The organism is Streptomyces sp. NPDC093252 (assembly GCF_040683675.1).
Classification (GTDB): Bacteria; Actinomycetota; Actinomycetes; order Streptomycetales; family Streptomycetaceae; genus Streptomyces.
In genome coordinates this window covers 155156-181108 of the sequence record NZ_JBFBEM010000004.1, presented here as the reverse complement: position 1 = coordinate 181108, position 25953 = coordinate 155156, and the positions used below count along the sequence as shown (strand labels likewise).

The 25953-nt window shown below is 73.1% G+C and carries 25 protein-coding genes; 6 read left to right on the top strand and 19 right to left on the bottom strand.

Annotation, left to right across the window (positions count from 1 at the left end):
- From AB0O01_RS09700 to AB0O01_RS09675, 6 genes are all read right to left on the bottom strand, one after another.
- Window positions 1-255 (bottom strand): hypothetical protein, encoded by a 255-nt coding sequence (locus AB0O01_RS09700; RefSeq protein WP_365311947.1) that lies wholly within the window; start codon window positions 253-255, stop codon window positions 1-3.
- Window positions 252-1076 (bottom strand): hypothetical protein, encoded by an 825-nt coding sequence (locus AB0O01_RS09695; protein WP_365311946.1) that lies wholly within the window; start codon window positions 1074-1076, stop codon window positions 252-254. The genes AB0O01_RS09700 and AB0O01_RS09695 overlap by 4 nt, the downstream gene beginning before the upstream one ends.
- Window positions 1076-3289 (bottom strand): hydantoinase B/oxoprolinase family protein, encoded by a 2214-nt coding sequence (locus AB0O01_RS09690; protein ID WP_365311945.1) that lies wholly within the window; start codon window positions 3287-3289, stop codon window positions 1076-1078. The genes AB0O01_RS09695 and AB0O01_RS09690 overlap by 1 nt, the downstream gene beginning before the upstream one ends.
- The gene (locus AB0O01_RS09685) at window positions 3286-5379 is read right to left on the bottom strand and encodes a hydantoinase/oxoprolinase family protein (RefSeq protein ID WP_365311944.1); all 2094 of its coding nucleotides are present in this window, start codon (window positions 5377-5379) and stop codon (window positions 3286-3288) included. Before AB0O01_RS09685 ends, AB0O01_RS09690 begins: the two co-directional genes overlap by 4 nt.
- A 906-nt stretch (window positions 5380-6285) precedes the next feature.
- Entirely contained in the window at window positions 6286-7245 is a 960-nt protein-coding gene (locus AB0O01_RS09680) for a zinc-binding dehydrogenase (RefSeq protein WP_365311943.1), read from the bottom strand.
- Between the two features lie 47 nt (window positions 7246-7292).
- Window positions 7293-8243, bottom strand: a complete 951-nt coding sequence (locus AB0O01_RS09675; RefSeq protein ID WP_365311942.1) for a helix-turn-helix transcriptional regulator — start codon at window positions 8241-8243, stop codon at window positions 7293-7295.
- Window positions 8244-8432: 189 nt separating this feature from the next.
- Between AB0O01_RS09675 and AB0O01_RS09670 the strand changes: the two genes are divergently transcribed.
- Complete coding sequence (locus AB0O01_RS09670) at window positions 8433-8858, top strand: nuclear transport factor 2 family protein (RefSeq protein WP_365311941.1); 426 nt, start codon at window positions 8433-8435, stop codon at window positions 8856-8858.
- A gap of 147 nt (window positions 8859-9005) precedes the next feature.
- Here the strand turns inward: AB0O01_RS09670 and AB0O01_RS09665 are convergent, their stop codons facing one another.
- The 4 genes from AB0O01_RS09665 to AB0O01_RS09650 all read right to left on the bottom strand — a co-directional run bounded on the left by AB0O01_RS09665 (window position 9006) and on the right by AB0O01_RS09650 (window position 12863).
- Window positions 9006-10304, bottom strand: a complete 1299-nt coding sequence (locus AB0O01_RS09665) for an MFS transporter (protein WP_365311940.1) — start codon at window positions 10302-10304, stop codon at window positions 9006-9008.
- Window positions 10301-11476 carry a PLP-dependent cysteine synthase family protein gene (locus AB0O01_RS09660; RefSeq protein WP_365311939.1) on the bottom strand — a complete coding sequence of 392 codons (1176 nt, stop codon included), beginning with the start codon at window positions 11474-11476 and terminating at the stop codon, window positions 10301-10303. The genes AB0O01_RS09665 and AB0O01_RS09660 overlap by 4 nt, the downstream gene beginning before the upstream one ends.
- A 282-nt stretch (window positions 11477-11758) precedes the next feature.
- Entirely contained in the window at window positions 11759-12214 is a 456-nt protein-coding gene (locus AB0O01_RS09655; RefSeq protein ID WP_365311938.1) for a hypothetical protein, read from the bottom strand.
- 190 nt (window positions 12215-12404) lie between these two features.
- Window positions 12405-12863, bottom strand: a complete 459-nt coding sequence (locus AB0O01_RS09650) for a hypothetical protein (RefSeq protein ID WP_365311937.1) — start codon at window positions 12861-12863, stop codon at window positions 12405-12407.
- 276 nt (window positions 12864-13139) lie between these two features.
- Here AB0O01_RS09650 and AB0O01_RS09645 point away from each other — a divergent pair, with 276 nt between their 5' ends.
- Complete coding sequence (locus tag AB0O01_RS09645) at window positions 13140-14024, top strand: GNAT family N-acetyltransferase (protein WP_365311936.1); 885 nt, start codon at window positions 13140-13142, stop codon at window positions 14022-14024.
- A 27-nt stretch (window positions 14025-14051) separates the two neighbouring features.
- Here AB0O01_RS09645 and AB0O01_RS09640 read toward each other — a convergent pair whose 3' ends face one another.
- Window positions 14052-14858, bottom strand: a complete 807-nt coding sequence (locus AB0O01_RS09640) for a M15 family metallopeptidase (protein ID WP_365311935.1) — start codon at window positions 14856-14858, stop codon at window positions 14052-14054.
- Window positions 14859-15077: 219 nt separating this feature from the next.
- Here AB0O01_RS09640 and AB0O01_RS09635 point away from each other — a divergent pair, with 219 nt between their 5' ends.
- The gene (locus AB0O01_RS09635) at window positions 15078-15476 is read left to right on the top strand and encodes a BlaI/MecI/CopY family transcriptional regulator (RefSeq protein ID WP_365311934.1); all 399 of its coding nucleotides are present in this window, start codon (window positions 15078-15080) and stop codon (window positions 15474-15476) included.
- A 10-nt stretch (window positions 15477-15486) separates the two neighbouring features.
- Entirely contained in the window at window positions 15487-16491 is a 1005-nt protein-coding gene (locus AB0O01_RS09630) for a M56 family metallopeptidase (RefSeq protein WP_365311933.1), read from the top strand.
- Window positions 16492-16630: 139 nt separating this feature from the next.
- Here the strand turns inward: AB0O01_RS09630 and AB0O01_RS09625 are convergent, their stop codons facing one another.
- From AB0O01_RS09625 to AB0O01_RS09595, 7 genes are read right to left on the bottom strand one after another with little or no spacing between them, the layout of a single operon-like run.
- Entirely contained in the window at window positions 16631-17344 is a 714-nt protein-coding gene (locus tag AB0O01_RS09625; protein WP_365311932.1) for a 3-keto-5-aminohexanoate cleavage protein, read from the bottom strand.
- 32 nt (window positions 17345-17376) lie between these two features.
- Complete coding sequence (locus AB0O01_RS09620) at window positions 17377-18051, bottom strand: RraA family protein (protein WP_365311931.1); 675 nt, start codon at window positions 18049-18051, stop codon at window positions 17377-17379.
- 8 nt (window positions 18052-18059) lie between these two features.
- Entirely contained in the window at window positions 18060-18860 is an 801-nt protein-coding gene (locus AB0O01_RS09615) for a carbon-nitrogen hydrolase family protein (RefSeq protein WP_365311930.1), read from the bottom strand.
- Between the two features lie 52 nt (window positions 18861-18912).
- On the bottom strand, window positions 18913-20037 hold the full coding sequence (locus tag AB0O01_RS09610; protein WP_365311929.1) for an ABC transporter ATP-binding protein: 1125 nt from the start codon (window positions 20035-20037) through the stop codon (window positions 18913-18915).
- A 2-nt stretch (window positions 20038-20039) separates the two neighbouring features.
- The gene (locus AB0O01_RS09605; protein WP_365311928.1) at window positions 20040-21119 is read right to left on the bottom strand and encodes a spermidine/putrescine ABC transporter substrate-binding protein; all 1080 of its coding nucleotides are present in this window, start codon (window positions 21117-21119) and stop codon (window positions 20040-20042) included.
- 55 nt (window positions 21120-21174) lie between these two features.
- Complete coding sequence (locus tag AB0O01_RS09600; protein WP_365311927.1) at window positions 21175-21972, bottom strand: ABC transporter permease; 798 nt, start codon at window positions 21970-21972, stop codon at window positions 21175-21177.
- Window positions 21969-22916 (bottom strand): ABC transporter permease, encoded by a 948-nt coding sequence (locus AB0O01_RS09595; protein ID WP_365311926.1) that lies wholly within the window; start codon window positions 22914-22916, stop codon window positions 21969-21971. The genes AB0O01_RS09600 and AB0O01_RS09595 overlap by 4 nt, the downstream gene beginning before the upstream one ends.
- 377 nt (window positions 22917-23293) lie before the next feature.
- On the opposite strand from AB0O01_RS09595, the gene AB0O01_RS09590 reads away from it, so the two are divergent.
- The gene (locus AB0O01_RS09590) at window positions 23294-23779 is read left to right on the top strand and encodes an Lrp/AsnC family transcriptional regulator (RefSeq protein WP_365311925.1); all 486 of its coding nucleotides are present in this window, start codon (window positions 23294-23296) and stop codon (window positions 23777-23779) included.
- Between the two features lie 167 nt (window positions 23780-23946).
- Here AB0O01_RS09590 and AB0O01_RS09585 read toward each other — a convergent pair whose 3' ends face one another.
- On the bottom strand, window positions 23947-24417 hold the full coding sequence (locus AB0O01_RS09585) for an Lrp/AsnC family transcriptional regulator (RefSeq protein ID WP_355741431.1): 471 nt from the start codon (window positions 24415-24417) through the stop codon (window positions 23947-23949).
- A 298-nt stretch (window positions 24418-24715) separates the two neighbouring features.
- Between AB0O01_RS09585 and AB0O01_RS09580 the strand changes: the two genes are divergently transcribed.
- The gene (locus AB0O01_RS09580; protein ID WP_365312430.1) at window positions 24716-25633 is read left to right on the top strand and encodes a lysylphosphatidylglycerol synthase transmembrane domain-containing protein; all 918 of its coding nucleotides are present in this window, start codon (window positions 24716-24718) and stop codon (window positions 25631-25633) included.
- The last annotated feature ends 320 nt before the right edge of the window (window positions 25634-25953 follow it).

The window sequence follows — 25953 nt, the reverse complement described above, 5'->3', positions numbered from 1 at the left end:
TCAGTCCTCCGTCCGCCGCGAGGGGTACATCGCGTGGTGGGCGATGCCCAGGACGACCATGAGGTTGCGCAGGGCCACCGGGTTCATCCCGTGGGCGAGCAGCCAGGTGGCGTCCGTGCTGCTCACCGCCCGCTTCTCGTCCTCGCTCAGGTCGTAGGTGCGGAGCACGGGCTGCGGAGCTTCGCGGAACCGGTCGAGGAGCCCCGGGACGTGCTCCAGGTCGCGGGCGAGCCGGTTGAGGCCGACGATGCTCATGGCGCCTGCCCGATGGCGAATCCGCTGATGCCGATGCCGACGGTCCAGGACGGCATGGGCTCGTAGGCGAGGACCCGGGCCGGACCGCCTGCGGCGCCTGCGGCGATCAGCCAGGTCCGCACTTCCAGCGCTCCGTTGCCGGCCTCGTTCTGGATCCGCTCGTCGCTCCAGGAAGTCACGTCGTCCGTCCGTCCCTCGGCGAGGAGGGCGAGGAACTCACGGTCGAAGTCCTCGTTGATCTCGCCGAAGCGCGGCAGGCCCACCCAGTGGGAGAGCCCGCCGGTGCCGATGACGCCGATCCGGGCATCGCCGGGCAGGTCCCCGGCCGCCGCCGCGATCGCCTTGCCCAGCTCCAGGCAGCGTCCGAGGGTCGGCAGCGGCTCGGTGTTGCAGTTGACGAAGAGCGGGACGACGCCGGCGGCCGTGGCGGAGGGGAGCTTGGCCAGCGGGACCATGAAGCTGTGGTCCAGGCGCATGGTGTGGGAGCGGGACATCTCGAAGCCCCGCTCGGTGAGCCCCTTCAGGAGGTACTCGGCCAGCAGCGGCCTGCCGGGTACCGTTCCGCCGGGATTGCCGAACTCGGCCCAGCCCTGGTGCTCCGCGGCCAGCCCGATGCAGAACGCCGGGTAGTTCTCCAGGCCGAACGTCTCGTAGTGATCGGTGGCCACGACGACGACCGCGTCGAGTTCCGCCGCGGCGATCTCGCCGTCGAGCCGTTCCCAGGCGGCGTGCAGCACCGAGGAGCGCCGCGGATCGGCGTCCCCGTTCTTCACGATCGCGCCGACGTGGGACGTGGCGGCTGCGAGTGCGACGCGCCCCATCACCGCGCCCCTGCGGCGTCGGCGGTGAGCCGGATGTCGTCGGGGTGCGCGGCGCCCCGCCGTACGACATCGGTGGAGTGCAGCAGTCCGCAGCCGGGGCAGGCGTACTGGCGCAGTTCCAGGCCCTCGCCCAGGCGGGTGGCGTGGCTCAGTTCGTGGATGTCGGTGGTGGTCCGGGCCCCGGCGTACAGCCGCCAGGCTTCGCCGGCCGGTGCGAGGACGCGTGAGCAGGCGCAGGCGGTGAACCGGCGGCCGTCGATCTCCACGACGCGCAGGACGTCACCGAGGGGGTGGACGCGGGTGACGGGTCCGTCCGGGACCTCCGGCTGGGGGCGGGCGGCGGGCCAGGCTCTGCGCTCCGCCCGGGTCTCCTCGCGCCGCCGCGCCGTGGCCCCGGGGTCCACCCGGCCGTCGTCGTCGAGCACCGCGCGGTAGAGCCGCTGTGCGGCGTCGGGGGTGACCGCCCCGAAGTCGAGGTCGGTCTGCACGTCCTCGGCGGGGCGCTCCAGGGGGTCGCCCCAGCCGCCGCCCGCCTGGGGGACGGTGGCGAGGATGTCGTGGTCGTCCAGGTGGTAGAGGCCCTGCCGGCCGCGCATGGCGGGCCGGTCGCCCGACAGTTCACCGACGGTGGGAATCCGGCCCGCGGCGAACCTGTCGGCCAGATCGCTGTGGTGCAGGACGGTCCGGGTGTTCTGGGCGCCCGGGTAGCCGCCGAAGATCCCGGTGGAGTTGGGTACCTCCCAGCCGTGTGCCGAGTTCAGCGCGGTGACGTCCCGTCCGCCGCGTACGGTGTAGACGGCGCCCATGCTCATGCCGCCGCGGTGGCGTCCGGCTCCGCCGGAGTCGGCGACCAGGCCACGCCACACGTACAGCAGTGGCGAGTCCATCTCCACCGCCTCGACGTTGGAGATCCGCTGCCGCTCGATGTTGTGCTGGCCCTGGGTCCAGGCCCCGTCGCGGTGCGCGTAGGCGCCTCCGCCGGTGGCGAGGCAGTCCATGATCACGTAGGTCTGGCGGGCCCCGTTCTCGCCCGCCCCGGTGAGGACGAACTTGTCGGGTCCCCCGGCCGGTACGGCCTGGGCCTCGCCGAGCAGTTCGTCGGAGCAGGCCGCGAGCTTGGACAGGCATTCGATGGCCGTCATCTCCACCAGCCAGCCCGCCTCCAGCGCGCCGCCGCTGACGGCGGCCGGGCGGACCGCGTTGCAGATCAGGCCCTCGGGGCAGGTCACCTCGACGGGCTTGAACAGGCCCTCGTTCCAGGGCGCGTCGAACGCCAGGGTCGGCAGCAGGGCCGCCGCGATGCCGGCCATCATTCCCGAGTAGGCGCAGTTGATGTAGCCCTTGGCCTGCGGCGACGAGGCGGAGAAGTCGAAGTCCAGGGTCTCGCCGCGCTTGGTGAGGACGAGGTCGACCTCGTAGGTGGCGTTCTCGGCGGACTGGGCCAGACCGCCGTCGTTGTCGAGGAAGGCCCGGGAGTGCACGCGGGCGTCCGGCAGTTTGGCCAGCCGGTTGCGCAGCCTGCGCTCCGACAGTGTGATGAGGTTGCTCATCACGGTGCGGACGGTGTCGGCCCCGTACTTCTCGGCGAGCGCGGTCATGGCACGGATCGCCGTGTTGTTGGCGCCGATCAGGGCCCGTAGATCGAGGTTGACCGTGGGTGCCATCCGGGTGTGGGCCAGGATCAGGTTCCACACATCGGTGCGGACCCGCCCGCCGTCGACCAGTTTGGTCGGCGGCATCTGGAGACCCTCCTGGTAGGAGTCGGTCGCGTCGATGCAGAAGCTGCCGGGGGTCATGCCGCCGACGTCGACCATGTGGCACATGGCGCCGGTCCACGCGAGGAGTGCGCCGTCGTGGAAGATCGGCGCGATGAGCCCGACGTCCTGGGCGTGGACCGTGCCCTTCCAGGGGTCGTTGACGATGAACATGTCCCCGGGGTTGATGCCGGGGTCCTCGGTGCAGTCCTCGATGACGGACCGGGTGATGGCGGCCATGGACGAGGAGTGCGAGAGGATCGTGCGGCCCATCGCCGCGACGGACCCGTCGGGCAGATAGAGGCCGACGTTGTAGTCGCTGGCCTCGACGACATGGGTGGAGCCGGAGATCGCGGCCAGGGTCGCGCCCTGCTCGTCGGTGATGGCCAGCAGCCGGTGGCGGATGACCTCGAAGGTGACGGGGTCGATGGGCGTGGTGGGTGTGCCGGTGGCGGTCACGCGTCCCCCTTGCAGTCGATGACGAGATTGCTGTGACGGTCGACGGTGAGCGACTGGGAGGGGCCGATCACCACGGTGGTACCGGCGAACTCCAGGATCGCCGGGCCGCGCAGGGCCGCTCCGGGGCCCAGGTCCTCGCCCCGGTGGACACCGGTGGAGACCCGCCCGGTGCCGGGGAAGTGGACATCGCGCTCACCGAGCCGGGCCGCCCCGGTGTCCTGGGTGCCGGGGTAGTCGCCCTCGGAGACGTCGGTGACACCGACCCGGCCTTCGACCCGCAGGGTGTGGATCTCGACGCCCGCTCCCAGCAGGGCCGTTCCGGCGCCGTAGATGCGCTCGTAGACGGTGCGGAACTCGGTGATCAGACCGCGCAGCACCTCGGTGGTGACCTCGCCGTCGGGCACGGCGACGGGCAGTTCGTGCGACTGCCGGCGGAACTTCAGGTACGCGATGCGGCTGAGCCGGATACGCGGGTCGCCGTCGAGGTCCTCGCGGCACCGGGCGGCCAGTTCGTCCAGGGTGGCGTTGATCCGTTCGGCGTCCAGATGGGCCGCGGGGTCGGCGGCGCCGGGCGGGGTGCGGTGGACCTCCGTGGTCTGCACCGCGCGGTACCGGTCCGAGGTGACGGTGCCGTAGGCGGAGTGGACGGTGGAGGTGGGCGGCACGACCAGCGTCGCGATGCCGGCGGCCTCGGTGTAGGCGTACGCGTGCGTCGGACCGGCGCCGCCGTAGGCGTAGACGACGAAGTCGCGGGGGTCGTGTCCCTGTTCCACGGTGACCTTGCGCAGCAGGTCGGCCATCTGGTTGTCGGCGACCCGCTGAATGCCGGCGGCTGCCTCCTCGACGGTGAGGCCGAGGGGATCGGCGACGTGCTCGCGGATGGCCTTCTCCGCCAGCGACCGGTCCAGCGGCATCCGGCCGCCGAGGAAGCGGGCGGGGTCGATGATGCCGAGCACCACATCGGCGTCGGTGACCGTGGGGCGGTCGCCGCCCCTGGCGTAGCAGGCGGGTCCCGGCACCGATCCGGCGCTCTCGGGGCCGACGACGAGGACGCCGGACTCGTCGACCCCGGCGATCGAACCGCCGCCCGCGCCGATCGCGGTGACCTTGATCCGGGGGAGGGCCAGATGCAGACCGCCGACCTCGCTGACGCGCTCGACGACCGGTTCCCCGTCGATGATCAGGCCGACGTCGAAGCTGGTCCCGCCCATGTCGGAGGTGATCACATGGGAGTGGCCCAGGCGGCGGGAGAGCGCGGTCGATGCCAGCACCCCACCGGCCGGGCCGGAGGTGAGCATGGACGCGGAGCGCCGCGCGGCGTCCTCCGCGCGCATGACACCACCACCGGAGTCCATGATCGAGAAGTCCCCGGCGAAACCGGCGCTGCGCAGCCGGTTCTCCAGGTTGGCGACATAGTCGCGGATCACCGGACCCAGGTAGCTGTTGACCACGGTCGTCGCCGAGCGCTCGTACTCACCGATGACGGGGGCGACTTCGTGCGACAGCGTCAGATACACCTCGGGCCACTCCTCCCGGACGATCCGGGCCACCGCCGCCTCGTGGTCCCCGTTGACGAAGGACCACAGGAACGACACCGCGAGTGCTCCGACGCCGTCCTCCCGCAGCAGGCGCAGCGTGTCCCGCACCTCCTGCTCGTCGAGCGCGACGACCTCGGCGCCCGAGGCGTCGATGCGCTCGGTGATGCCCACGAGGCGGGCCCGGGGGACGATCTGCCCGGCGTTGCGGCGGCGGCTGTAGTGGCCCGTCGCGGCCCCCATGCCGACCCAGGAGGTCATCGAGCGCTGGATCAGCATCGTGTCGGTGAATCCGCGGGTGGTGAGCAGGGCGGTCGGGGCCCCCTTGCGCTCGATCAGCGCGTTCGTCGCCGCCGTGGTGCCGTGGGCGAAGTAGACGATGTCCTCGCAGAAGGACGGCAGATCCCGGCCGTAGGACCCGGCGGCCAGTCCGAGGGCGGCGATGACCCCCTCCGAGCGGTCGTGCGGGGTGGTCGGTGACTTGAAGAGCCGTGGGGTGTGCTGGTCCTGAAGGACGACAAGGTCGGTGAAGGTGCCACCGACGTCCGTGCCCACGAAGAATCCTGTGGCGGCGCTGATTTTTCGTTCCACACTGTCCTCACAAGAAATGGAAATATGACGCGAGAACTCCTGAGAAGTCGGGTAAGCAACCGAGTTCGACCTATGCGCTGCGTCCCGGGGCCACTGTGGGACGACGGCCAGATCGGATCAATACCCTGGTCCGCATCGCGGAACGTCGCAGGTAGATCCTTGATCAATATGCGCGATGTGAGGCAGGACACGCACAATCCGGCCACGGGGCCGCGGTGAACGCCGTGGTGGAGGGGCCGCTCGGGACGTTGCCGGCGAGCGCCGCGGACCGATGCGGGCAGCCGCCCAGCGGGTCTCCGGAGAGCTGTGCGGGTCGGCTGCCCACGCCCGCTCGCACCGGTCCCCTCGTGCGGGACGGGCGACGACGGCCTCCCTGTCGGCGGGAATTCCGCCGCGGCGCGAGCGCACGTCGGGCGGGCCGTGTTCCCGCACCCGACGGGCCGGTCGCGCGGTCGTGACACCCCCGCCCCGGGCCCGTCCGCATCCTCCACCGCGACAGCGTGCTCTCCCACGGCCCCTCGACGAACCGGTGACGAACCGGTCCTGGGCGGACCGCAGTTCGACGCCCGGGAAGCCGGTGGCACCCTCCTGGCGTCCGGCGAAGCCGTCACCATCCGGCCGGGACCGGGCCGGACATCGTCGGGCGGGAGTCCCCGCGCTCACCTGTCCGGCTCTCGCAGCGGGGCGGACCCCCGGGGGCACGGACGAGCGTCATCGAGTGGCCCGGTACGCCTCCGCCAGGGACCGCTACGGCCGCGAGCAGGCGCGGTGACGGCCGCGGCGGGCCGGTGCCGACCAGCGTTCCCGGGGTCGGGCCGGGTCGTGCGCGGGGCGGAGGGCCACCGGTGCGGCCCACCACCCCGGCCCGGGTCAGCCCCGGGGGCGGGTGACCAGGCGCCCGCGCACCTGGCCCTTGCGGATGCGGTCCAGACCCTCGTTGAGGTCGGCGAAGTCGATCTCCTCCACGGCCGGGATGATCCGCCCCCGCTCGATGAAGCCGAGCACCTGCCGCAGTTCGTCCTTGCTCGCCCCGTACGAGCCGCGCAGTTCCACGCTCTTGCGGAGCAGGGCGGCGTAGGAGAGCGTCGTGGTCGGCGCGCCGATCCCCACCACGACGACCCGGCCGAGCCGCCGTACGACGTCCACGGCGTCGGAGGTCGTGACGCCGACGCCCGCGAAGTCGATGACGACCTCGGGCTGGAGGTCGGCGAGGTCGGCGAGCCGGGTGAAGCAGTCGCGGGCACCGGCCTCGCGGGCGGCCCCGAAGGTGTCGGGGTTGACATCGACGCCGTAGACCTCGGCGCCCGCGATGACGGCCGAGCGGACCCCGTTGAGGCCGAGACCGCCCAGGCCGACGACGGCGACCACCTCACCCGGCCTGACCCTGCCCTCCGTGCGGACGGCGTGGTAGGCGGAGACGACGGAGTCCGTGGCGACGGCCGCGTGGACGGTGGAGACGGTGGCGGGCAGCGGCACCAGGGTGGAGGCGTGGGCCGCCAGCCGCTCGGCGTAGCCCCCGTCGACACCGATGCCCGGCGCGTACGGGAGCTGCACCTCGGGGTGCGCGACGAGCGCCACCGCCACCCGGTCGCCCACCGCGTGACCGGTCACCCCCTCACCGAGGGCGGAGATCGTGCCCGCGACCTCGTGCCCGAGGGTGAAGGGCGCGGGGCGGGACGGCTCGATCATGCCGTCGATGAGATGGATGTCGGTGTGGCACAGGCCGACGGCCTCCACATCGACCACGACCCAGCCGGGCTCGGCCACCGGGTCAGGGACGTCGGCCGGTTCGAGGGGGGCGCCCTTCGCCACGTACCGGAAAGCCTTCATCGTTCACTCCAAGCCGCTTCGACCCGACAGATGCTCGAACCACCCCATCACGCGTCAAGTCCCTTTCCCGGTAGGGCGGTTGAAGTCGGTACGGATGGGCAGTCCCCGGCGCCCGACCGTCCCCCGTCCGGTGCGGCGGCGTTCAGGCTCGCGAGGCGGCGGACCGCGTCGGCCTCGGGGGTACCGGGGCGGGGGGTGTAGACACAGAGGACCTGGCTGGAGCGGGCCTCGATGCGGAGGGTCTCGTAGGGCAGGGTGAGGACTCCGACGAGGGGGTGCCGGAAGGTCTTCGCGCCGGTGCGGTGGACCCGTGCGTCCTGGGTCGCCCAGCGGGTGCGGAATGCCTCGCTGCGGGCGGTGAGCTGGCCGATCAGCTCGGTCAGCTCGGGGTCGTCGGGATGGCGGCCGGCCTCGATGCGCAGCATGGCCACGGAGTCGGCGGTGATCCGGTCCCACTCGGGGAACAGGTCCCGCGCCCGGGGCTCGTCCAGGAAGAGGAAGCGGGCGCTGTTGGGGCGGCCGGGCATGTCGAGGATCGGGGCGAGGAGCGCGCGGCCCAGCGCGTTGACCGCCAGGATGTCGAAACGGCCGTTGAGGACCATGGCGGGGAGGTGGTCCAGCGCGTCGAGCATGATGCGGATGCCGGGGGCGACCTGGTCCCCCGCCGTGGCACGGGGGCGTTCGCGGGTGGCGGCGGGGGTGGGGGTGAGGGCGGCGAGCAGCCGGTCGAGGTGGACGCGTTCGTCGTCGTCCAGGCGCAGGACGTCGGCGACGGCGCCCACGACCCCGGTGGAGGGGCCGGTCGCCCGGCCGCGTTCGAGCCGGATGTAGTACTCCGGGCTGACCCCGGCGAGCAGGGCGACCTCCTCCCGGCGCAGTCCCTTCACCCGGCGGCGGGTGCTCTGCGCGGGGAGACCGGCATCGGCCGGGGTGACCCGGGCGCGGCGGGAGGTGAGGAACTCGCGGACCGCCGCCCGCGCGGTCTCCTTCTCGTCCATGCGAGCGAGGGTAGCCCCGGCCGACGGCTGGGAAGGGGGCCCTGTGAGTACCCCTCTTCGCCGTGCCTGCCGGAGGTGCGGGGCGGCGCTGTTGGCTGGGTCCCGGCCGCTCGCGGTGCCATCGCCGCGGCCGTCGGCGGACTCCCGGCCACGGGAGCGCCTTCACTCCGGAGGAGGAGCAAGCACACCATGACCGCAGCCAGTTCGCTCACCGAGCGGAACCGCCAGGTCGTCCTCGCCATGTTCGCGGCGGCGAGCAGCGGCGATATGGAGGGGGTTCTGTCGTATCTGTCCGAGGATGTCGTCGTCGCCGAGCCGCTCTTCCTGCCCTTCGGGCGGGTCTACCGGGGCAGGGACGAGTTCTTGGCCCTCGCCGGGGAGTTGGGGAAGTATCTCGACCTCTCCGCGATCACGGTGCACTACACCCTCGCCGACGGTGACCGGGTCGCCGCGTGCGTCGGCGTCCCGGACCTCGCGACCGGGAAGCCGACGCACTTCATCGAGCAGTACACCGTCAGGGACGGGAAGATCGTCGAGAACCGGCTGTTCTACCACGACGCCGGGACCCTGGCCGGTCGGCCGGACGCCGGCCAGCCGTTTGTCAGCGGGTCGTAGGTCAGGGGGAGGCGTAGGCCCGGGGGGCATCGGCCGGGGGGCATCGGCCGGGGGGCATCGGCCGGTGGCATTGGCTGGTGGGCATTGGCTGGTGGGCATGGCCCGAGGGGCCTCCGCCGCAGCCCCCCGGCCGCACACCACCGGTGGTCAGGTCGCCGCGCGCACCGCCGCCGCAGCCGCCGCAGTCGGCGGAGCCGCCAACCGTCCGGCGCGGTGGAGCCCGTGGAGCGCCGCCGCGCAGGCCAGGCCGAGCGCGGCGAGCACGGCCCAGGGCAGTGCGGGCATCCCCGCCGAGCGGGCCGCGTCGAGCGCCGCGCCCGTACCCAGATTCCCGACGGTGATGCCGATGCCGCAGATCGTGTTGTAGAGCCCGTAGTGCGTGGCGACGAGGCGGTCGCCGGAGAGCCGGACGATGGTGTCCATCTCGAACGGGTAGGCGATCATCGTGCCGATGGCCAGCAGCAGGGCGGCGAGCGTCGGCGGCACCGCCGCCAGCAGCCACAGTCCAGCCCCGGCGGCGGGCACGGGCACGGCTGTGGCGGCCAGCAGGGGGACGAACGCCAGCGCCATCACCGCCAGCCCCCGCACGAGCGCCTGTCCGGGCTCGTACCGCGCCCTGCACCGGGCCGTCACCCGGGTCTGGCCGAGGATCGTGCTCAGCCCCGAGACGGCGAACAGCAGCGCCACCGCCGTCGTGCCGAACTCCCCGTCGCCGCCCAGGCGGCGCACCTCCAGCGGCAGCGCCAGATACACCTGGAAGGTCAGCACGTACGACCCGGTCATGGCGGCGGCGAAGAGCAGGAACGGCCGGTTGGCGAGGAGGCCCCGCCACTGGGTGAGCACCCGCTCGCCGCCGGGGGGTCGCTCCCCGGCCCGCCGGGCGGGCAGCGCGCGGATCTGTACGACGCTCAGCAGCGCGAAGATCCCGGCCGCCACCAGGCAGGTGACACGGAAGTCCACCCCGGTCAGCACCATGCCCACCAGCGGGCCCAGCAGGATCCCGGCCTGGTAGAAGACGTTGAACAGGGCGAACGCCTCCACCCTGCGCTCCCCCGCGTCGGCCGCCAGATAGGCCCGTACGGCGGGGTTGAACAGGGCGCCGGCCAGCCCGGTGGCGGCCGAGGCGGCGAGCAGCGCGGGGAGCGAGCCGACCAGCCCGAGTGTGGCGAAGCCGACGGTCCGCAGGACGCACCCGGCGATGATCAGCGGCTTGTAGCCGAACCGGTCGGCCAGCGTCCCGCCGACCAGGAACATGCCCTGCTGGCTGAAGTTCCGTACGCCGAGCACCAGTCCGACGACCCAGCCGGCCAGGCCGAGGGTGCCGGAGAGATGGGCGGCGAGGTAGGGCATCAGCATGTAGAAGCCGAGGTTGATGGTGAACTGGTTCAGCATCAGCAACTGGACGCTGCGCTCGTAGGAGCGGACCTGCGTGAACAGCCCTTTCATCGGGCCTCCCCCGATGCGTCCCCGTCCCCGTTTTTATGCGCCTGCGCGTGCGCGTGCGGGCTGGTGGCGGCGCGCAGGGTGAGGGGGTCGACCACGGTGGTGCACCGGGTCCAGCGGGTGACCTCCTTCTCGTCGAGGCGGCCGAGCAGGTCGGGTTCGGGGGCGGGCGGGGCGTCCAGCAGTCCGTGGGCGGCGCAGTAGTCGTCGTCGTAGACCGTGCCGAGGTAGCGCTCGGGGCCGTCGGGGAAGACGGCGGCGATCCGGGTGCCGGCGGGGTGGGTGCGGGTCAGCCAGCCGGCCACGAGGGCGACCGCGCCCACGCTCCAGCCGCCGGTGGCGTAGTGGGAGGCGGCGAGGCGGCGGCAGGTCCAGACCGCTTCGGCCGGGGCGACCCAGTGCACCTCGGAGAAGTTCTCGTAGGCCACATTGCGGGGGTGGATGCTGGAGCCGAGGCCGCGCATGAGGCGGGGCCGGGCGGGCTGGCCGAAGATCGTGGAGCCGGTGGTGTCCACGCCGACGACGGTCACCTCCGGGTAGAGCTGCCGCAGCACCCGGGAGACCCCGGCCGAGTGCCCTCCGGTGCCGACACTGCACACCAGGACGTCGACATGGCCGAGTTCGGCGGCGAGTTCCAGGGCCAGCGGGGTGTAGGCGGCCACATTGTCGGGGTTGCCGTACTGGTCCGGGCACCAGGAGCCGGGGTGCTGCTCCAGCAGCCGCTGGACGCGGTCGCGGCGGGCCTGCTGCCAGCCGCCGGTGGGGTGGGGCTCGGCGACGACGTTGACCTGGGCGCCGTACGCGGTCAGCAGGCGGGTCATGGACCGTTCCAGCCCGGGGTCGGTGACCAGGGTCACCGGGTGGCCGTGGACCATCCCGGCCAGCGCCAGGCCCAGGCCCAGGGTGCCGCTGGTGGACTCGATGATCCTCGCGCCGGGGCGCAGGTCCCCGCGGGCCCGGGCCCGCTCCACCATGTGCAGCGCCGGACGGTCCTTGATGCCACCGGGGTTGAAGCCCTCCAGCTTCGCCCAGAAGCCGCGTCCGGCGGGGGCCAGCGGCTCGGACACGTGCAGGAGGGGGGTGTTGCCCACGAGGCCGGAGAGGGCGGGGGAAGGGGTGGAGGGGGTGGAGGGGGTGCCGGGCTTCGTCGGGGGCCGGGTCGATGATGACTGCATGTCCGTGGGTGTTCGCTCTCGTTCGATGACTGGGGAGGGATGCGCTGTGCGGGGACGCACGCACGGTGCGGAATGCACTGCGGAGGGGGGACCGGCGCGGCGCGCGTTCAACTCGCGCCCGTTCCTGACGGCATGACGGCGTGACGGCGTGACGGCGTGACCGCATGGCTGTCCGACGGCATGGCGGATCGCGGATCCGCGGTCAGGTGGTGCGGGTCCCGGAGGGTTCGGCAGCCGAAGGGCTGGGCGGCGGGCGGGTCGTCGGGCGGGGCGTCGGGCGGTCTAGATCCGCCACCGGGACGTTCGGACCAGCGCCGCGCGCCCGGTGCGCGCGGCGCGAGGTCTGCGGATCTCCCGTGGTACGAGGGGCCCGGACGTCGCCGCGGCGGCGGACAGGGCGGCGAGGACGACGAGGGCAGGTACGGCGAGGGAAAGGTCCCCGGCGGAGAGCGCCGTCTGGGCCTCGGGGCGGATCAGCGCCTGTGGCGCGCAGCCCTCGGGAGCGTGGTGGCCATGGCCGCCGTCGACGCCGCTCGTGGCGAGGGTCGTCGGGGCGGTGGGAGGCGGCGCCGATCGGTGCGCGGCCTCCGCGGGCACGCCGTGCAGGACGGCGCACAGCACCAGGGCCATGACGACGGCGCAGCGGAGCAGCGGGGCGAGGCGGTGCCGGTGGGGTGGGCCGCAGGGAGTTCCCGGGGCGGGTGGGAGGGGGGTGAGGGGGTGGGGGTGGGGAAGCACGGGTTCGGTCCTCCGTGCCGCGACCGCCTCCGGCAGTGCCGGGGAAGGCCGTGGACATGGGTGGGGGCAGGACGGGGCCGACGAACAGGGCCGGACCGGGGGAAAGGGGTACGGCAAGGGAGTTCGTCGGGTGTGATCGGCCGGGAGCGGGGAGACCGATGGCCGGTGAGGGTGGCGGAAGCCGTGCTTTCTAGGTCCGGCGGACCACGGAGGCCGCTCTCAGCGCTGCGGGTGACGTCCCGTCAGCGGGCGCCCCTGCGGCGGATGCGGGGTCGGCCGAGGGGTCCCCGGCGCCGTGCGCGGCACGGACCGACGCCGCGAAGGAGGGGGCGGCGGAGGCGGAGTTCTGCTGGGGCTGGCCGGACGCGCAGTGGTCGCCGGGGTGGGTCGGTTCGTGACCGCCGTGGCGGTCGCCTGCGTCGGTGGCGTACGGCCGGGCCGGGTCGGCGACGGTGTCCCGGTGCTGCGCGGCCGGGGCCGCGACGGGGGCCGTGGCGCTGGCGGGGAGGTGCCTCTCGGCGCCCTCCATGGACGCGCCGTGCGTCACCAGAACGCCGAACAGGAGCAGCGCCAGCGCCATCACGCGCAGCAGCGGACCCGCACCGCAGCGGGGTCCGCCGACACACCAGGGCGACCGGGCCGTAACCATGCCGTGATCCTAACCGCCCGCCGACGGTGATCGACCGCCGTTCCGGGGGCATCCGGTCAACTCGTCCGGCAGATGGCCGGTTTGCTGCGGCGATGACACGGAAACGGACGCGGGCCGGGGCGTGTCGGGGCGAGGGCGGGCGCCCCGGACCGGCGACCGACATCCCCGCCCCCCAATACCGGAACCTCCCACCCCCGATCCCACTCCCGCCCCCACTCCGCAACTTTCTACCCCCCGTAGTAGATTTATTTCTACAGCCCGTAGTAATTTGAGGACGTGGACGCCGACCTTCGCGCCGCTGCGCTGCCGAGTACTGCCCCCACCCCCTCCGAGCAGGATCACCCCGCCCCCTCCGAGCCGGATCACCCCACCGCCGAACTGCGGGTCACCGCCCTCCGCGACGGCCCCTCGCCGGGTGCCGGGGAACCCGGCGGCGGGCTGGTCACCGTACGGTTCATGGACACCCAGCATCTGGCGTACGTCGTCGGCGAGCATCTGCGGCACTTTCCCGGCGGGTTCTTCGCCCGCCTCGGGCGCGGTTTCCTCACCGCGTACACCCGCACCCACCTCACCAGCCCGCACGCCACCGGGTTCGTCGCCGAGCTGGACGGCGAACCGGTCGGTTATCTGGTCGGCGTCATCGACCCGGCGCTGCACCGCCGTCATCTGCTGCGCGACCACGGGCTCGGGCTGGCCCTGCGCGGCCTGGCCGCGCTCGCCCTGCGCCCCGCCGTCGCCGCCCGCTTCCTCCGCACCCGCCTGCCCCGCTACCTCCGCACACTGCTGCCCGGCCGGCTCCGCGCACTGCTGCCGGCTCCGCCCGCGCCGGAACCGGTGCCGGAGCAGGACCCCGGCGCCGCGCGCACCCGCCCCGCCCGGAGCGGGGTCCTCTCCCATGTCGCCGTCTCCGAGCGGGCCCGCTCGCTCGGTATCGGGAGTGTGCTGATCGAGCGGTTCACCGACTTCGCCGTCCTGGCCGGCTGCGACCGGATCTCCCTGGTCACCGCGGCCGGTCCCGGCGGCGCCGGGCCCTACTACGAGCGGCGCGGCTGGCACCCCGACGGCGAGACCCGCACCCCGGACGGCGTCCGCTTCCTGCTGTACGCCAAGACCCTGCCCGGCCCCGCACTGCCCGCGCCCCGCCGCCCCCCGACGCCCTGACATCGGGGGGCGGGTGCCGGGTGCCGCTCACGGCGCCGGCGCGCCCCCTTCACCCTCGTCCTCCCCCTCCGTCGCCGTCGGCCGCGCGCCAGGGCCCTCGTACGGCTTCGACGGGTACCCGGTGTCGAAGTGCATGTAGTCGGGCACGTCGATGTTCTGCCAGATCCAGCCCTCGTCACGGAACGTCCGCCAGACCGGGCCGCCCTCGAGGATCTTGCCCCGGCCCTCGACGCGCTCGCGGTACTCGGCGGTCGGCTGCCAGCATGTGCAGCGCAGGTCCTTCCAGGGGTTTTCGAGGGGGTTGATGTCGATGGCGCGGCCGTTGGCGTGCGGGGACTCCTGGGCGGGGGCGTTGATCTGGTCCTCGCGGCGGCAGTTGAAGGCGGCGGTATTGTCCGCCGCCAGGCTGGCGGTGCTGTCCCCGCCGTACTCCTCCAGCGGTCGCATCCGCCGGATCGGGAACTCGGCGTCGAACAGCGCGGTGAACGCCCGGACCACGGTGTCGGCGGTGTCGGCGTTGACGACCAGCACCCCCCGCCGGACCTTCCCCTCGAAGTCGTAGTGGTTGATCTCCACGCGGCGCAGTTGGTCCGGGGAGGTGATCGGGCAGCCCGCGCGGATCATTCCGGTGTCCCGCATCCGCTGCCACTGCTCGTCGGGGACGGCCCGTACGGCGGCGTCGGCCGAGGGCGGGGACGGAGACGGGGGTGCGGGTAGGGAGACGGTGGTGGTCTCGTTCGGGGTGGCGGGGGTGTCCGGCGCGGCCGTGCAGGCCGTGGCGAACAGGAGCACCGCCGTCGTCAACGGCGGCCCTGTGCGGGCGAAACGGGTCACTGCGCTGATCCTCGGGATATGGGGCGGAATACGGGTCGGGATACGGGTCGGGATACGGGGGTGGTCGTCGCGCGAATGAAACTACTACACTCGATAGAACTTCTATAGCAGGTAGGAATTGCCGTGGGGGCGGTGGGCGACGGCGGGTAGAGTTCCCCGGCGGGCGTGGGACGGCCTCAGCGCCCGGCGGTGGCACCGAGAAGGGGCGGTACGAGGACGATGCGGCCATTCGGCGAGCTGGAAGCCGATGTCATGCGGGTGCTGTGGGCGGCGGCGGACGACGGGCCGGTCACCATCCACACCATCACCGACGCCCTCAACACCGAGGGCCGGAATCTGGCGTACACCACCGTCATGACGGTGACCGAACGGCTGCGCGCCAAGGGCTGGCTGACCCGGGAGAAGGTGAGCCGCTCGTTCCGCTACAGCGCGCTGCGCACCGCCGACGACTACTCCGCCCAGCTCATGACCGAGGCCCTGGACTCGTCCGCCGACCGCGCCGGGGCGCTGCTGCGGTTCGCCGGACGGCTCGACGCCGCCGAGGCCGCCGCGCTGCGCCAGGCGCTGGACGCGCTGCCCGGGGACGACGCGGCGGAGCGTCCCGGGGCGGGGAGCTGAGGGGCGCGCCGTGCTGGTCATCGCCGCCCTGCTCGGCCACACCCTGCTGATCGGCGGCCCCGCCGCCCGGCTCCTCGCCCGTGCCCGCTGGACGACCCGCTTCCCGCAGGCGGCGCTGCGCGTCTGGCACGCCTGCGCGGCCGGGCTGCTGGTGTCGCTGACCGCGGCCCTCGCCCTGACCGCGCACGATCTGTGGGAGCACATCATGGTGTGGGTCTTCCACGCCGATATGCACCGGGTGCACGCCGCCTACGGGGGTGCCTGGCAGGCCGCCGGGATCGCCGAGGCCGCCCTGCTCGCCCTGGCGCTCGGCACCGGCGTCCTGTCCGGCCTCACCGTGCGCCGCACCCTGCGGCTGCGGCAGGCCCGCGACCGGCACCGGCTGACCGCCGACGCCCGGTCGGACGGCGATCCGCGTGCCGTGCCCGCCGCGGCCGGTGAGCCACCGGTCCGGGTGCTGCGCCACCACTCCCCCGCCGTCTTCTGCATCCCCGGCTCGCGCCGGGCGGCGCGGATCGTCGTCACCAGCGCCGCCCTCGATCTGCTCACGGACGACGAACTCGCCGCCACCCTGGAACACGAGCGGGCCCATCTGCGGCTGCGCCACCACCGCTCGATCCTGGCCGCCGACATCCTCACGGCCGCGTTCCACCGCACCGGCCTGCTGCGCGGGTACGCCGGTCAGGTCCGCCAGCTCGCCGAGATGGCCGCCGACGACCAGGCGGCCCACCGCCACGGCCGCCGTACGGTCGCCAGGGCGCTGCTGGAGCTGTCCTCGGCGGCGCCGGACGCCTGTTCCGGCGCCGTCGGCCTGTCCGCGATGACGGGGCCCGACCCGGCCGCCCGCATCCGCCGGCTGATCGGGGCGGCGCCCCGCCGGGCGAGCCGTCCGGTGGCGGCGCTGATGCTGGCCGGGGCACTCACCGCGACCGCGCTGCCGCTGGCGCTGGCCATGGCGCCCGCAGCCCTGCTCGCGGACACCGCGCACCCCGTCTCCGTCTCCACCGGCCACTGACGCCCGCCACCGGCGGCCGAGGCGCCGACGACGAGGGCACCGACCGCGAAGGCGCCGACGACGAAGGCGGATTTCACTTCCGCAACCGAGTTGCCGAAGTGAAATCCGCCTAGGTCCGCCGCGGTCGGCCGACCGGGGGTCAGCCCAGTGCCCGCACCGCCCGGACCAGCGCCGCGTTGTCGGGGGCCGTTGTGCCGTCGGGGAGTTCGGTGCCGTCCTCGAAGCCAATCCGGGCCTGGTGGCCGTCCTCGGCGGCGGCGCGGACCAGCGGCCAGACGGTGGCGCCCTCGCCGTGGTAGAGGATCGGGCAGGTGACCCCGGCCGCGAGGATCCGCGCGGCCATCGCGCGGGCCGCCGCGACCGCCTCGTCCGGGTCCTCCTCCACCGGCTCGATCAGGATGCGGACGTTGACGTGCAGGGTGGGCGAGGCCAGCAGCGCGGGGACGTCGTCCATCGTCCACACGGCGCTCTCCAGCACCATCCCGCGCTCCACGACCAGTTCGGCGGTCTCGGCCGCGCCCTCCTCGCAGAAGGCGACGGACGCGAAGTCGGGCAGCACCTCCCACGCCTTGACCAGCGCGTAGCGCTCCTCGGGTCCGGAGCAGGTCCACAGGCCCGTGGTGGTGCCGACCACCGCGTCGGGGGCGGTGGCCCGGATCGCGGCCAGCACCTCGGCGAGCGCGTCGGGGCGGATGGTCTGCCCGCCGTCCTCGGTGCGGACATGGAAGTGGACGACGTCCGCTCCGGCGGCGAGCACCGCCGCGGTGTCGGCGGCGATCTGCTCCGCGGTGACCGGGACGGTGGGGTGCTCGGTCCGGGAGCGCCCGCCGTTGACGGCGGCTTTCAGAAACACGGTGGTCCTTACGGGGTAGAGGGATGGGTGGATCAGATGAGGGCGCCCAGGGCGCGGAGGGTCTCCGTGGCGCCGGTGAGCGAGCCGAGCGGCTTGCCCTCGTTGACCTCGGCGATCAGCGCGGGTTCCTCGGCGTCGTCCGCGAGGGCCTCGTCCAGGACGGCGGCCAGCCGGGCGGCGGGGGCGACGAGCAGGCCGTTGGCGTCGCCGAGCACCAGGTCACCGGCGTGCACGGGGACCCCGCCGCAGGTGATCGGCGCGCACATCGAGCCGTCGGCGATGCCGTGCAGCTTGGTGGTGAGCGGGGTGCGGCCGTACGCGTACACGGGCAGGCCCACCTCGCGCAGCGCGTCGATGTCGGTGCACAGGCCGTCGACGACGGCTCCGGCCGCGCCGCGCGCGGCGAGGGCGTTGGCGACGACCTCGCCGAGCGGGGCGTGGCGGCGGTCGCCGCCGGTGTTGATGACGACCACGTCGCCGGGGCCGACGAGTCCGACGGCGTGGTGCAGGACGGTGGAGTCGGTCGCGGTGATCCGGACCGTCACCGCCCGGCCGACGAGCTTGCCGGTGCCGGCCTGGCGCTGGAGGGCGGGGTCGCAGAAGCCCTCCTCCAGATAGTGGCCGAGGGTGGGGAAGTCGACGGTGTGCAGGCGGCCGACGAGGGCGGGGTCCGCCGGGGCGGGGAGGTCGCGGATGTCCAGGGGCATGGGGTGGGTCACCTCGGTCCGATGATGATGCGGCGGTTGCGGAGCACGGGCAGGACCGTGCGGGCCCGGTCGATGCGGTCCTTGTCGGCGTCGGTGACGAGCAGGGAGCGCTCCTCCTCGCCGAGCGCGGCGCGCACCACGCCGAGCGGGTCGACGGCCATCGACATACCGATGCAGTCGGGGGTGGTGAGCGAGGACGCGACGACCCAGCAGGTGTTCTCGATGGCGCGGGTGCGCAGCAGGGTCTGCCAGTGGTCCTCCTTGAGGGGGCCCTTGACCCAGGCCGCCGACACCGCGAGCAGATCGGCGCCCATCTCGACCAGGGAGCGGGTGAACTCGGGGAAGCGGATGTCGTAGCAGTTGACGAGGCCGACGTTGAAGTCGCCGATGCGGACCACGACCGGGCCGGTGTCACCGCGCTGGATGCGGCGTGACTCCTTGTAGGAGAAGGCGTCGTAGAGATGCATCTTGCGGTAGAGGCCGAGGACCTCGCCGTCGGCGTCGACGGCGGCCATGGTGTTGTAGGGGAGGGCGGTGCCGCTGTCCTCGTAGCCTGCGGCGATGAGGGCGGCGCCATGGGTGCGGGCGATCCGGGCGAGACCCTCCAGGAAGGGGTCCCAGTGGGCGATGGCGAGGTCCCTGAGCTGGATGTCGGTCTCGTCGCTGAAGTCGGACGGGAGCATCGACTCCTCGGGGAAGACGACCAGTTCGGCGCCGGCGGCGACGGCCTCGGCGGTCATCTCCTCGATGACGGCGAGGTTGGCCGCCGCGTCGGCGGTCGGGGCGAATTGGGCTGCGGCGACCTTCACGGTCGTATCTCCTTGATGGGGGGTGCGGGGCGGGGGGCGAGGGGTGCGGGGCTCATTCGGCGAGCAGCCGGGAGCGTTCCGGGGCCCACCCCGCGCGGACCGGCGCGCCCGCGGTGAGTCCGCTGCGGTCGGCGCCGCGGGACTCGGCGATCAGTTCGGTGCCGTCGGCGAGGGTGAGGTGGTGGCGGGTGGCGTTGCCCAGGTAGACGATCTGCTGGAGGGTGCCGTCGAGGACGGTCCCGCAGTCCGGGAGGTCGGTGCCGGGGGCGGCCAGGCGGATGTTCTCGGGGCGGACCGCGAGATGGGCGGCGGTGCGGTCGGTGAGTCCGTGGCCGTCGGGGAGGGCGAGGCGGCCGAGGCCGGGGACGTCGAGGAAGCCGCCGTCCAGGGTGCCGGTGAGGAAGTTCGACGTACCGATGAAGTCGGCGACGAACCGGGTGGCGGGGCGTTCGTAGATGGCCTCGGGGGTGTCGACCTGGAGGACCCGGCCGCCGTCCATGACCGCGATGCGGTCGGACATGGTGAGTGCCTCCTCCTGGTCGTGGGTGACGGTCACGAAGGTCACCCCGACCTCGCGCTGGATCTTCTTCAGCTCCAGTTGCATCTCGGCGCGCAGCTTCTGGTCGAGGGCGCCGAGGGGTTCGTCGAGCAGCAGCAGGGAGGGGCGGCCGATCAGGGCGCGGGCGATGGCGACGCGCTGGCGCTGGCCGCCGGAGAGCTGGGCGATGGAGCGCTCGCCGTAGCCCTCCAGGCGGACCAGGGCCAGGGCCTCGCGGACGGCGTCGGCGATCTCCGCCTTGGGGCGGGACCTGCGGACCTTCAGTTCGAAGGCCACGTTGTCGGCGACCGACAGATGCGGGAAGAGGGCGTAGCTCTGGAAGAGCATGTTGAGGTCGCGCTTGTGCGGGGGGACGGAGTTGGCGGGGGCGCCGCCGAGTGCGACGGTGCCCTCGGTGGGGGTCTCGAAGCCGGTGATCATCCGCATGAGGGTGGTCTTGCCGCAGCCGGACGGGCCGAGGATGGAGAAGAACTCGTTGCGCCGGATGTCGAGGGTGACACCCGTGACGGCGACGGTGGTGCCGAAGCTCTTGCCGACGCCGGTGAGGCGGACGGCAGGGGCGTCGGGATCGTGGCGGGCCGGGTTCGGCGCCCGGTGCGCGGTCTTCGTGATGCTCATGGTCAGGACGCCTTCACCTTGGTCCAGCCCTGCTGGAAGTGGGTCATCGCCTTGCCCGGGTCGAGCAGGAAGTCCGCCTTGGCGATGGCCTCGTCGGAGGCGTAGACGGCCGGGTTCTCCAGGGCCTTCTTGTCCTTGACGAAGTCGCGGGCCTTGGCGTTGGTGCTGGCGCTGCCGCCGTCGTCGGTGGCCATGGCGGCGATCTCGGGCTGGAGCAGGTAGTTGATGAACTGATAGGCGGCGTCGGTGTTCTTGGCGCCCTTGGGGATGGAGAGGCCGTCGGTCCAGATCGAGCCGCCCTCCTCGGGCAGGACATAGTGGACGTTCGGGTTGGCGGCGACCACCTTGGCCATCGCGGTGCCGCTCCACGCCTGGGCGGCGCAGGCCTGGCCGGTCGACAGGAGCTGCGGGTAGTTGGTGGAGTTGTAGCCGGCCAGGATCTTCTTCTGGTCGGTGAGGGCGTCGGTGGCGGCCTTGATCTCGCCCTCGTCGGTGCTGGTGGCGCGGGAGCCGGTCACCTGGAGCCCGGCGATGTACGCGGCGAGCATGTTGTCCAGCATGTACACCTTGCCCTTGTACTGGGCGTCGAAGAGGGTCTTCCAACTGGTCGCCGACGGGATGCACGTGTCGTTGTAGGCGAAGCCGGTGGTGCCCCAGATCCAGGGGATGGAGTACTTGTTGCCGGGGTCGTAGGACGGGTCGCGGAACTTGTCGGCGAGGTTGTCCAGGCCCTTGATGCGGGAGTGGTCGAGCGGCTCGATCAACTGCTGCCCGATGAGCTGCTGCACGCTGTACTGGCTGGGCTCCACCAGGTCGTAACCGGCCGAGCCGGAGCTGAGCTTGGCGGTCATCGTCTCGTTGCTGTCGAAGGTGTCGAGGGTGACCTTGATGCCGGTCTCCTGCTCGAACTTCTTCACCACGGTGTCCGGGATCTCCCCGGCCCAGGCGTAGATGTTGAGTTCCTTGCCGCCGCCGGAGGACGCGGAGCCGGAGTCCGAGCCGCCGCAGCCGGTGGCGAGCAGCCCGGTGACGGTGGTGACGGCGATGGCGAGGGTGGCCCGGGAGACACTTCTTGCGCGCATGGGAGTGGTGCCTTTCATGAAATGAAGTACCGGAGAGGAGAGGGGCAGCGGGGGATCAGGCGCGGTCGGCGCCGAGCAGGACCCGGCGCATCTGCCGCAGGCCCACGCCGACGATGATCAGCAGGGTGAAGAGCACGAGCAGCGTGCCCAGCGCGTTGATCTCGGGGGTCAGTCCGCCCTTGAGCATCGAGTACACGCGCAGCGGGAGGGTGGTGCTGCCGACGCCGTTGGTGAAGGTCGACATCACGATGTTGCCGAACGAGATGGTGAAGCTGAGCAGCCAGGCGGCCAGCAGGGGCTGGCGCAGCAGCGGCAGCGTGATCCGCCGGAACGACTGCCACGGGTTGCACCCGAGGTCGGTGGCGGCCTCGCCGAGGGAGGGGTCGAGGGCGGCGTGCGCGCCGAGCACGATGAGGCTGGCGTAGGGCAGGGTCACCACGACATGGCCGAGGACGAGGGTGGTCAGGCCCAGGTCGGCGTGCAGGGCGCCGAACACGGACAGCAGGGCCACGCCGAGCACGATCTCGGGGATGATCAGCGGCAGGAACAGCCCGCCGGAGAAGAGGGCCTTGCCACGGGAGCGCAGCCGGGCCATGCCCATGGCGGCGAGGAGTCCGCACAGGGTGGCGAGGGTGGCCGAGATCAGCGCGGTCTCGGCGCTGATGCGCAGCGCGGCGAGGAGTTCGGTGTTCTCCGCGAGGGTGCCGTACCAGCGGGTGGAGAAACCGGCCCACTTGTAGGTGACCTCGGAGTCGTTGAAGGAGAGCACGACCACGACGACGATCGGGACGTAGAGGAAGGCGATGACGCCGCGGGCCAGCCAGGCGGTGACGGTGTCGAGGGCGTGCTTCATGCCGACTTCCTCCTCAGCCGCCGGGCGGCCAGTCCGAACACCGCCATCGACGCGACCATCAGCAGCAGCAGGACGACCGAGGCGGCGGCGCCCATGGGCTGGTTACGGAACTCGGTGTAGAGGGTGACGATGAGATTGCCGACCAGTTGGTCGCGTCCGCCGCCGAGCAGGACGGGGATGACGAAGACACCGAGGGTCGGGATGAAGGTGAGCAGGGCGGCGGCGAGCATGCCGGGCCGGGCGATGGGCAGCAGGACCCGGGTGTGGACCCGCCACCAGCCGCAGCCGAGGTCACGGGCGGCCTCGCCGAGGGAGCCGTCGACGCCGCGCAGGGAGGCGTAGATCGGGAAGATCGCGGTGGGCAGGAAGGCGTAGACCAGGCCGATGAAGGAGGCGCCCTGGCTGGGGATCCACTGGGTGCTGCCGTCGGTGAGGCCGAGGGCGTTGGTGAGGCTGTTGACGGGGCCGCCGGGGCTGAGGAGGTTGATCCAGGCGAACGTCCGGACCAGGAAGTCGGTCCAGAACGGCACGATGATCAGCAGGAGCAGCAGCATCTGCCGCTGCGGCGAGCGGCTGGCGAGGTAGTACGAGACGACATAGCCGAGCACCAGACAGACCGCGGTGTTCAGGGCGGCCATGCCGAGGCTGTAGCCGAAGACCTTGAGATAGACGGGGTCCATCAGGTCCTGGTAGTTGGACAGGGTCCAGCCGCCCTCGATGCCGCCGTAGGCGTCGGAGGAGGCGAAGCTGTTGCGCACCACCAGCAGCAGCGGCACCAGGACCAGTCCGAGGACGGTGATCCCGGCGGGCGCGAGGAGCAGTGTGGTGACCGCGGCGCGGCGGGCGCGCGGCGGTGCGGCGGGGGCGGCGGGGCCGCCGGACGGGGACTGCGCACCGGACCGGCCCGCGCCCGCCCGCCCGGTGCCGGCCGTGGTGACCGTCACCGCCGGACCCGCCGGGGAGTCGGGGCGCGGGGAGGGGTCTTGTGCATGTGCGGAACTCCTTGTCCGGTGCGGTACGAGGCGGATGCGGGCGCTACCGCGATGCCGAGGCGGGGGCGGTACGGGCCCGGGGCGCGCGCCTCGCCGTGGGGGCGGAGGTGGCGAATGGGAAAAGAGTGCGGGAACGGACGAGGAGCCGAAAGACGGGTCGGCAACGAATCCCGTGGAAAACGGTCCCGGTTTCCACGCGTATCGCAGGAGGCCGGGGATGTGACCGGCGACCTTGACACCCGAAGGGTCGGCCGCATATAGGTGCATACAGCAAGCACTGCCCCTTCGGCCCACAGCGCTGTGGGCCCGCCACCCTTCTGGAGACCCCGGTGATCGATGACCTCGACCGGCAGATCATCGACCAGCTCCGGGTGGACGGACGCCGCTCCTTCGCCGAGATCGGCCGCACGGTCGGCCTGTCGGAAGCCTCGGTCCGGGCCCGCTACCAGCGCCTCCAGCGCAAGGGCGTGGTCCAGGTCGTGGGGATGACGGACGCGGTGCGGATGGGCGAGATGGAGGTCCATCTCGCGGTCCGGGTGCACCACATCCCGGTGGCGCTGGTGGCCCGCGAGATGTCCCGGATGCCGGAGATCCGGTACGTGGCGTCCTGTGTGGGGCCCTACGACCTGATCGCGGACGTCCGCTGCCGGGATCTGGAGCACCTCGCCGAGCTGCTCACCGAGCGGGTCCGCCGGGTGAACGGCGTCGCGCACGCGGAGGCGCTGACGGTGCTGGAGGTCATGAAGGACTCGTATCTGTGGGAGGGGTTCCGGGAGGTCCCGGCCCGCCCGGACCGACGGATCCTGCCCGGCTGACCCGGCCGGGTGCGGCGCGGGACCGGCGGGGCGGGGGGACCGGCGTTGCGGGCGGCTCGGCGGGGCGGGTGGACCGGCGCGGCGCGCGGCCCGGCGCGGCAGGCGGACCAGCGGGGCGGGTGGACCGGCGGGGCTGCGCCCCTACTCCCCTGCTCCTCGGCGAGGCCCTACTCCTCGGCGACGCCCTGCCCCACCGCGCTGGCCAGCCCCTGCCAGGAGTAGTCCTTGAACAGCTCCAGGAGCAGCAGCACCTGCACCCGGGAGACGCCGGGCAGCATCCGGATGTCGTCGAGGAGCTGGACGAGCTGGGCCTGGTCGCGGCAGGTGCCCTCCAGGAAGATGTCCTGGCTCCCGGCGCAGAGCGCCACATGGTTGATCATCGGCATGCCGGACAGGGTCTTGGCGACCGCGCGCGGGGTGAGGTCGCGGACCCGGATCATCAGCCGCACCGACTGGTGCCCGAGCCGCAGCGGGTCGCACAGGGCGACGATCCGCAGCACCCCGCTCTCCTGGAGCCGCGCCACCCGCTGCCGTACGGTCCCCTCGGACACCCCCAGCTCACGGGCGAGCGTGGTGTAGGGCGTCCGCCCGTCGCGGGTGAGGGTACGCATGATCCGGCGGTCGGTGTCGTCGAGCACGCCCCCACCCTGTCACCCAGAACCAGCCAAAATGGCCGAATGTGTCACCCCTCACACACACCACCCGGAACGCCGCTTTCCGCCCGCCCGCGATCACCGGTTTCCGGCACCACCGCGCGACTCGCCCGAGAGCGGCTGTCCGCGCGGCCGTCCGTAAGCCGCCGTCCAGCGGCCGTCCGCGCGTCCGCAACCCGGCGTTGACGCGCCGCGGCGACCCTCTGCGAGTGTGACCGCCGCACAGGAACCGCCGGACGACACTCCCCGTCCCACCCGCTCCCGCCTGCTCCGGCGCCTGCCCGTGCGCCGGATCCTGACGCTGCTGCCGCTGCCGCTGGTGGCGGCCGTGGCCGTGCAGCACCGGGCGGTACTGGTCGCGGGGTTCGGGCATCTGGCGTCGGCGCAGTGGCCGTGGCTGCTGGTGGCGGCCGGGGCGACCTGTCTGACCTGGGTCGCGGCGGCGGTGACCCGGCAGGGCGCGGTGGTGGACCGACTGCCCGCGCTGCGGCTGCTGGTGACCCAGTTCGCGGCCGGTTCGGCCAACCACCTGCTGCCCAGCGGGCTCGGTGCAGGCGCGGTCAATCTGCGGTTCATGACGGTGTGCGGGCTGCCGCCGGCCCGGTCCTCGGCGGCGGTCGCGCTGTATCTGCTGGCCGAGTCGGTGGCCCGGGTCGGGCTGCTGGCGGCGCTGCTCGTCGCGTTCCCGCACGCCCTGCGCGTCGACTCGCTGCTCCCGAACGGCACCGCGCTCCCCCTGCTGGCCGCGCTGAGCGGCGCGGCGGTCCTGGCCCTGACGCTCCTCGCCCTGGTCCGGCGGCTGCGCACCCCCGTGCTCACCTTCGTCCGCACCGCCCTCGGCGAGGCCCGCACCGTGCACACCCGGCCCGCGCGGGCGTTCGCGCTGTGGGGCGGGTCGCTGGCCTTCCCGGCGCTCCAGGCAGCCGGTCTGGCGGCGGTCGGGACGGCCCTGGGGCTGCCGGTGCCGCCCTGGCACATGGCGCTCGCCTATCTGGCGGCGACGGTCGCGGTGGCCCTGATCCCGACCCCGGGCGGTCTCGGCTCGGTCGAGGCGGCGCTGATCGTCGCCCTGGTGGCGGCGGGCGCCCCGGCCGCCCTCGCCACGGCGGTGGTGCTGGCCTACCGGATCATCACGGTGTGGGTCCCGCTGCTGCCGGGGGCGCTGACGCTGGGGGCGCTGGTACGGCTGAAGGTGATCTGAGCCGACCCGTGCGCGCCGCTCCGCCCTGCCCCGGCCTGCGCCGACCGCGGCCGACCTGACCCGGCTGACTCCGGTGACCCCGGCGCCCCCGGCAGACCCCGGCGCCCCGGTGACCCCGGGCTGACCCGACCTGGGCCGGTCCGAGGCGACCCGACCTGGGCCGGTCCGAGGCGACCTGACCCGACCTGGGCCGGTCCGAAGCGACCTGGGCCGGTCCGAAGCCGACCCGATGCCGATCCGGGACGACCTCTCGGACGGCCCGAGAGCACCCGAGCGGCCCCCGGCCGACCCGAGCCGTTCCAACCCGTGACCCGAGACGG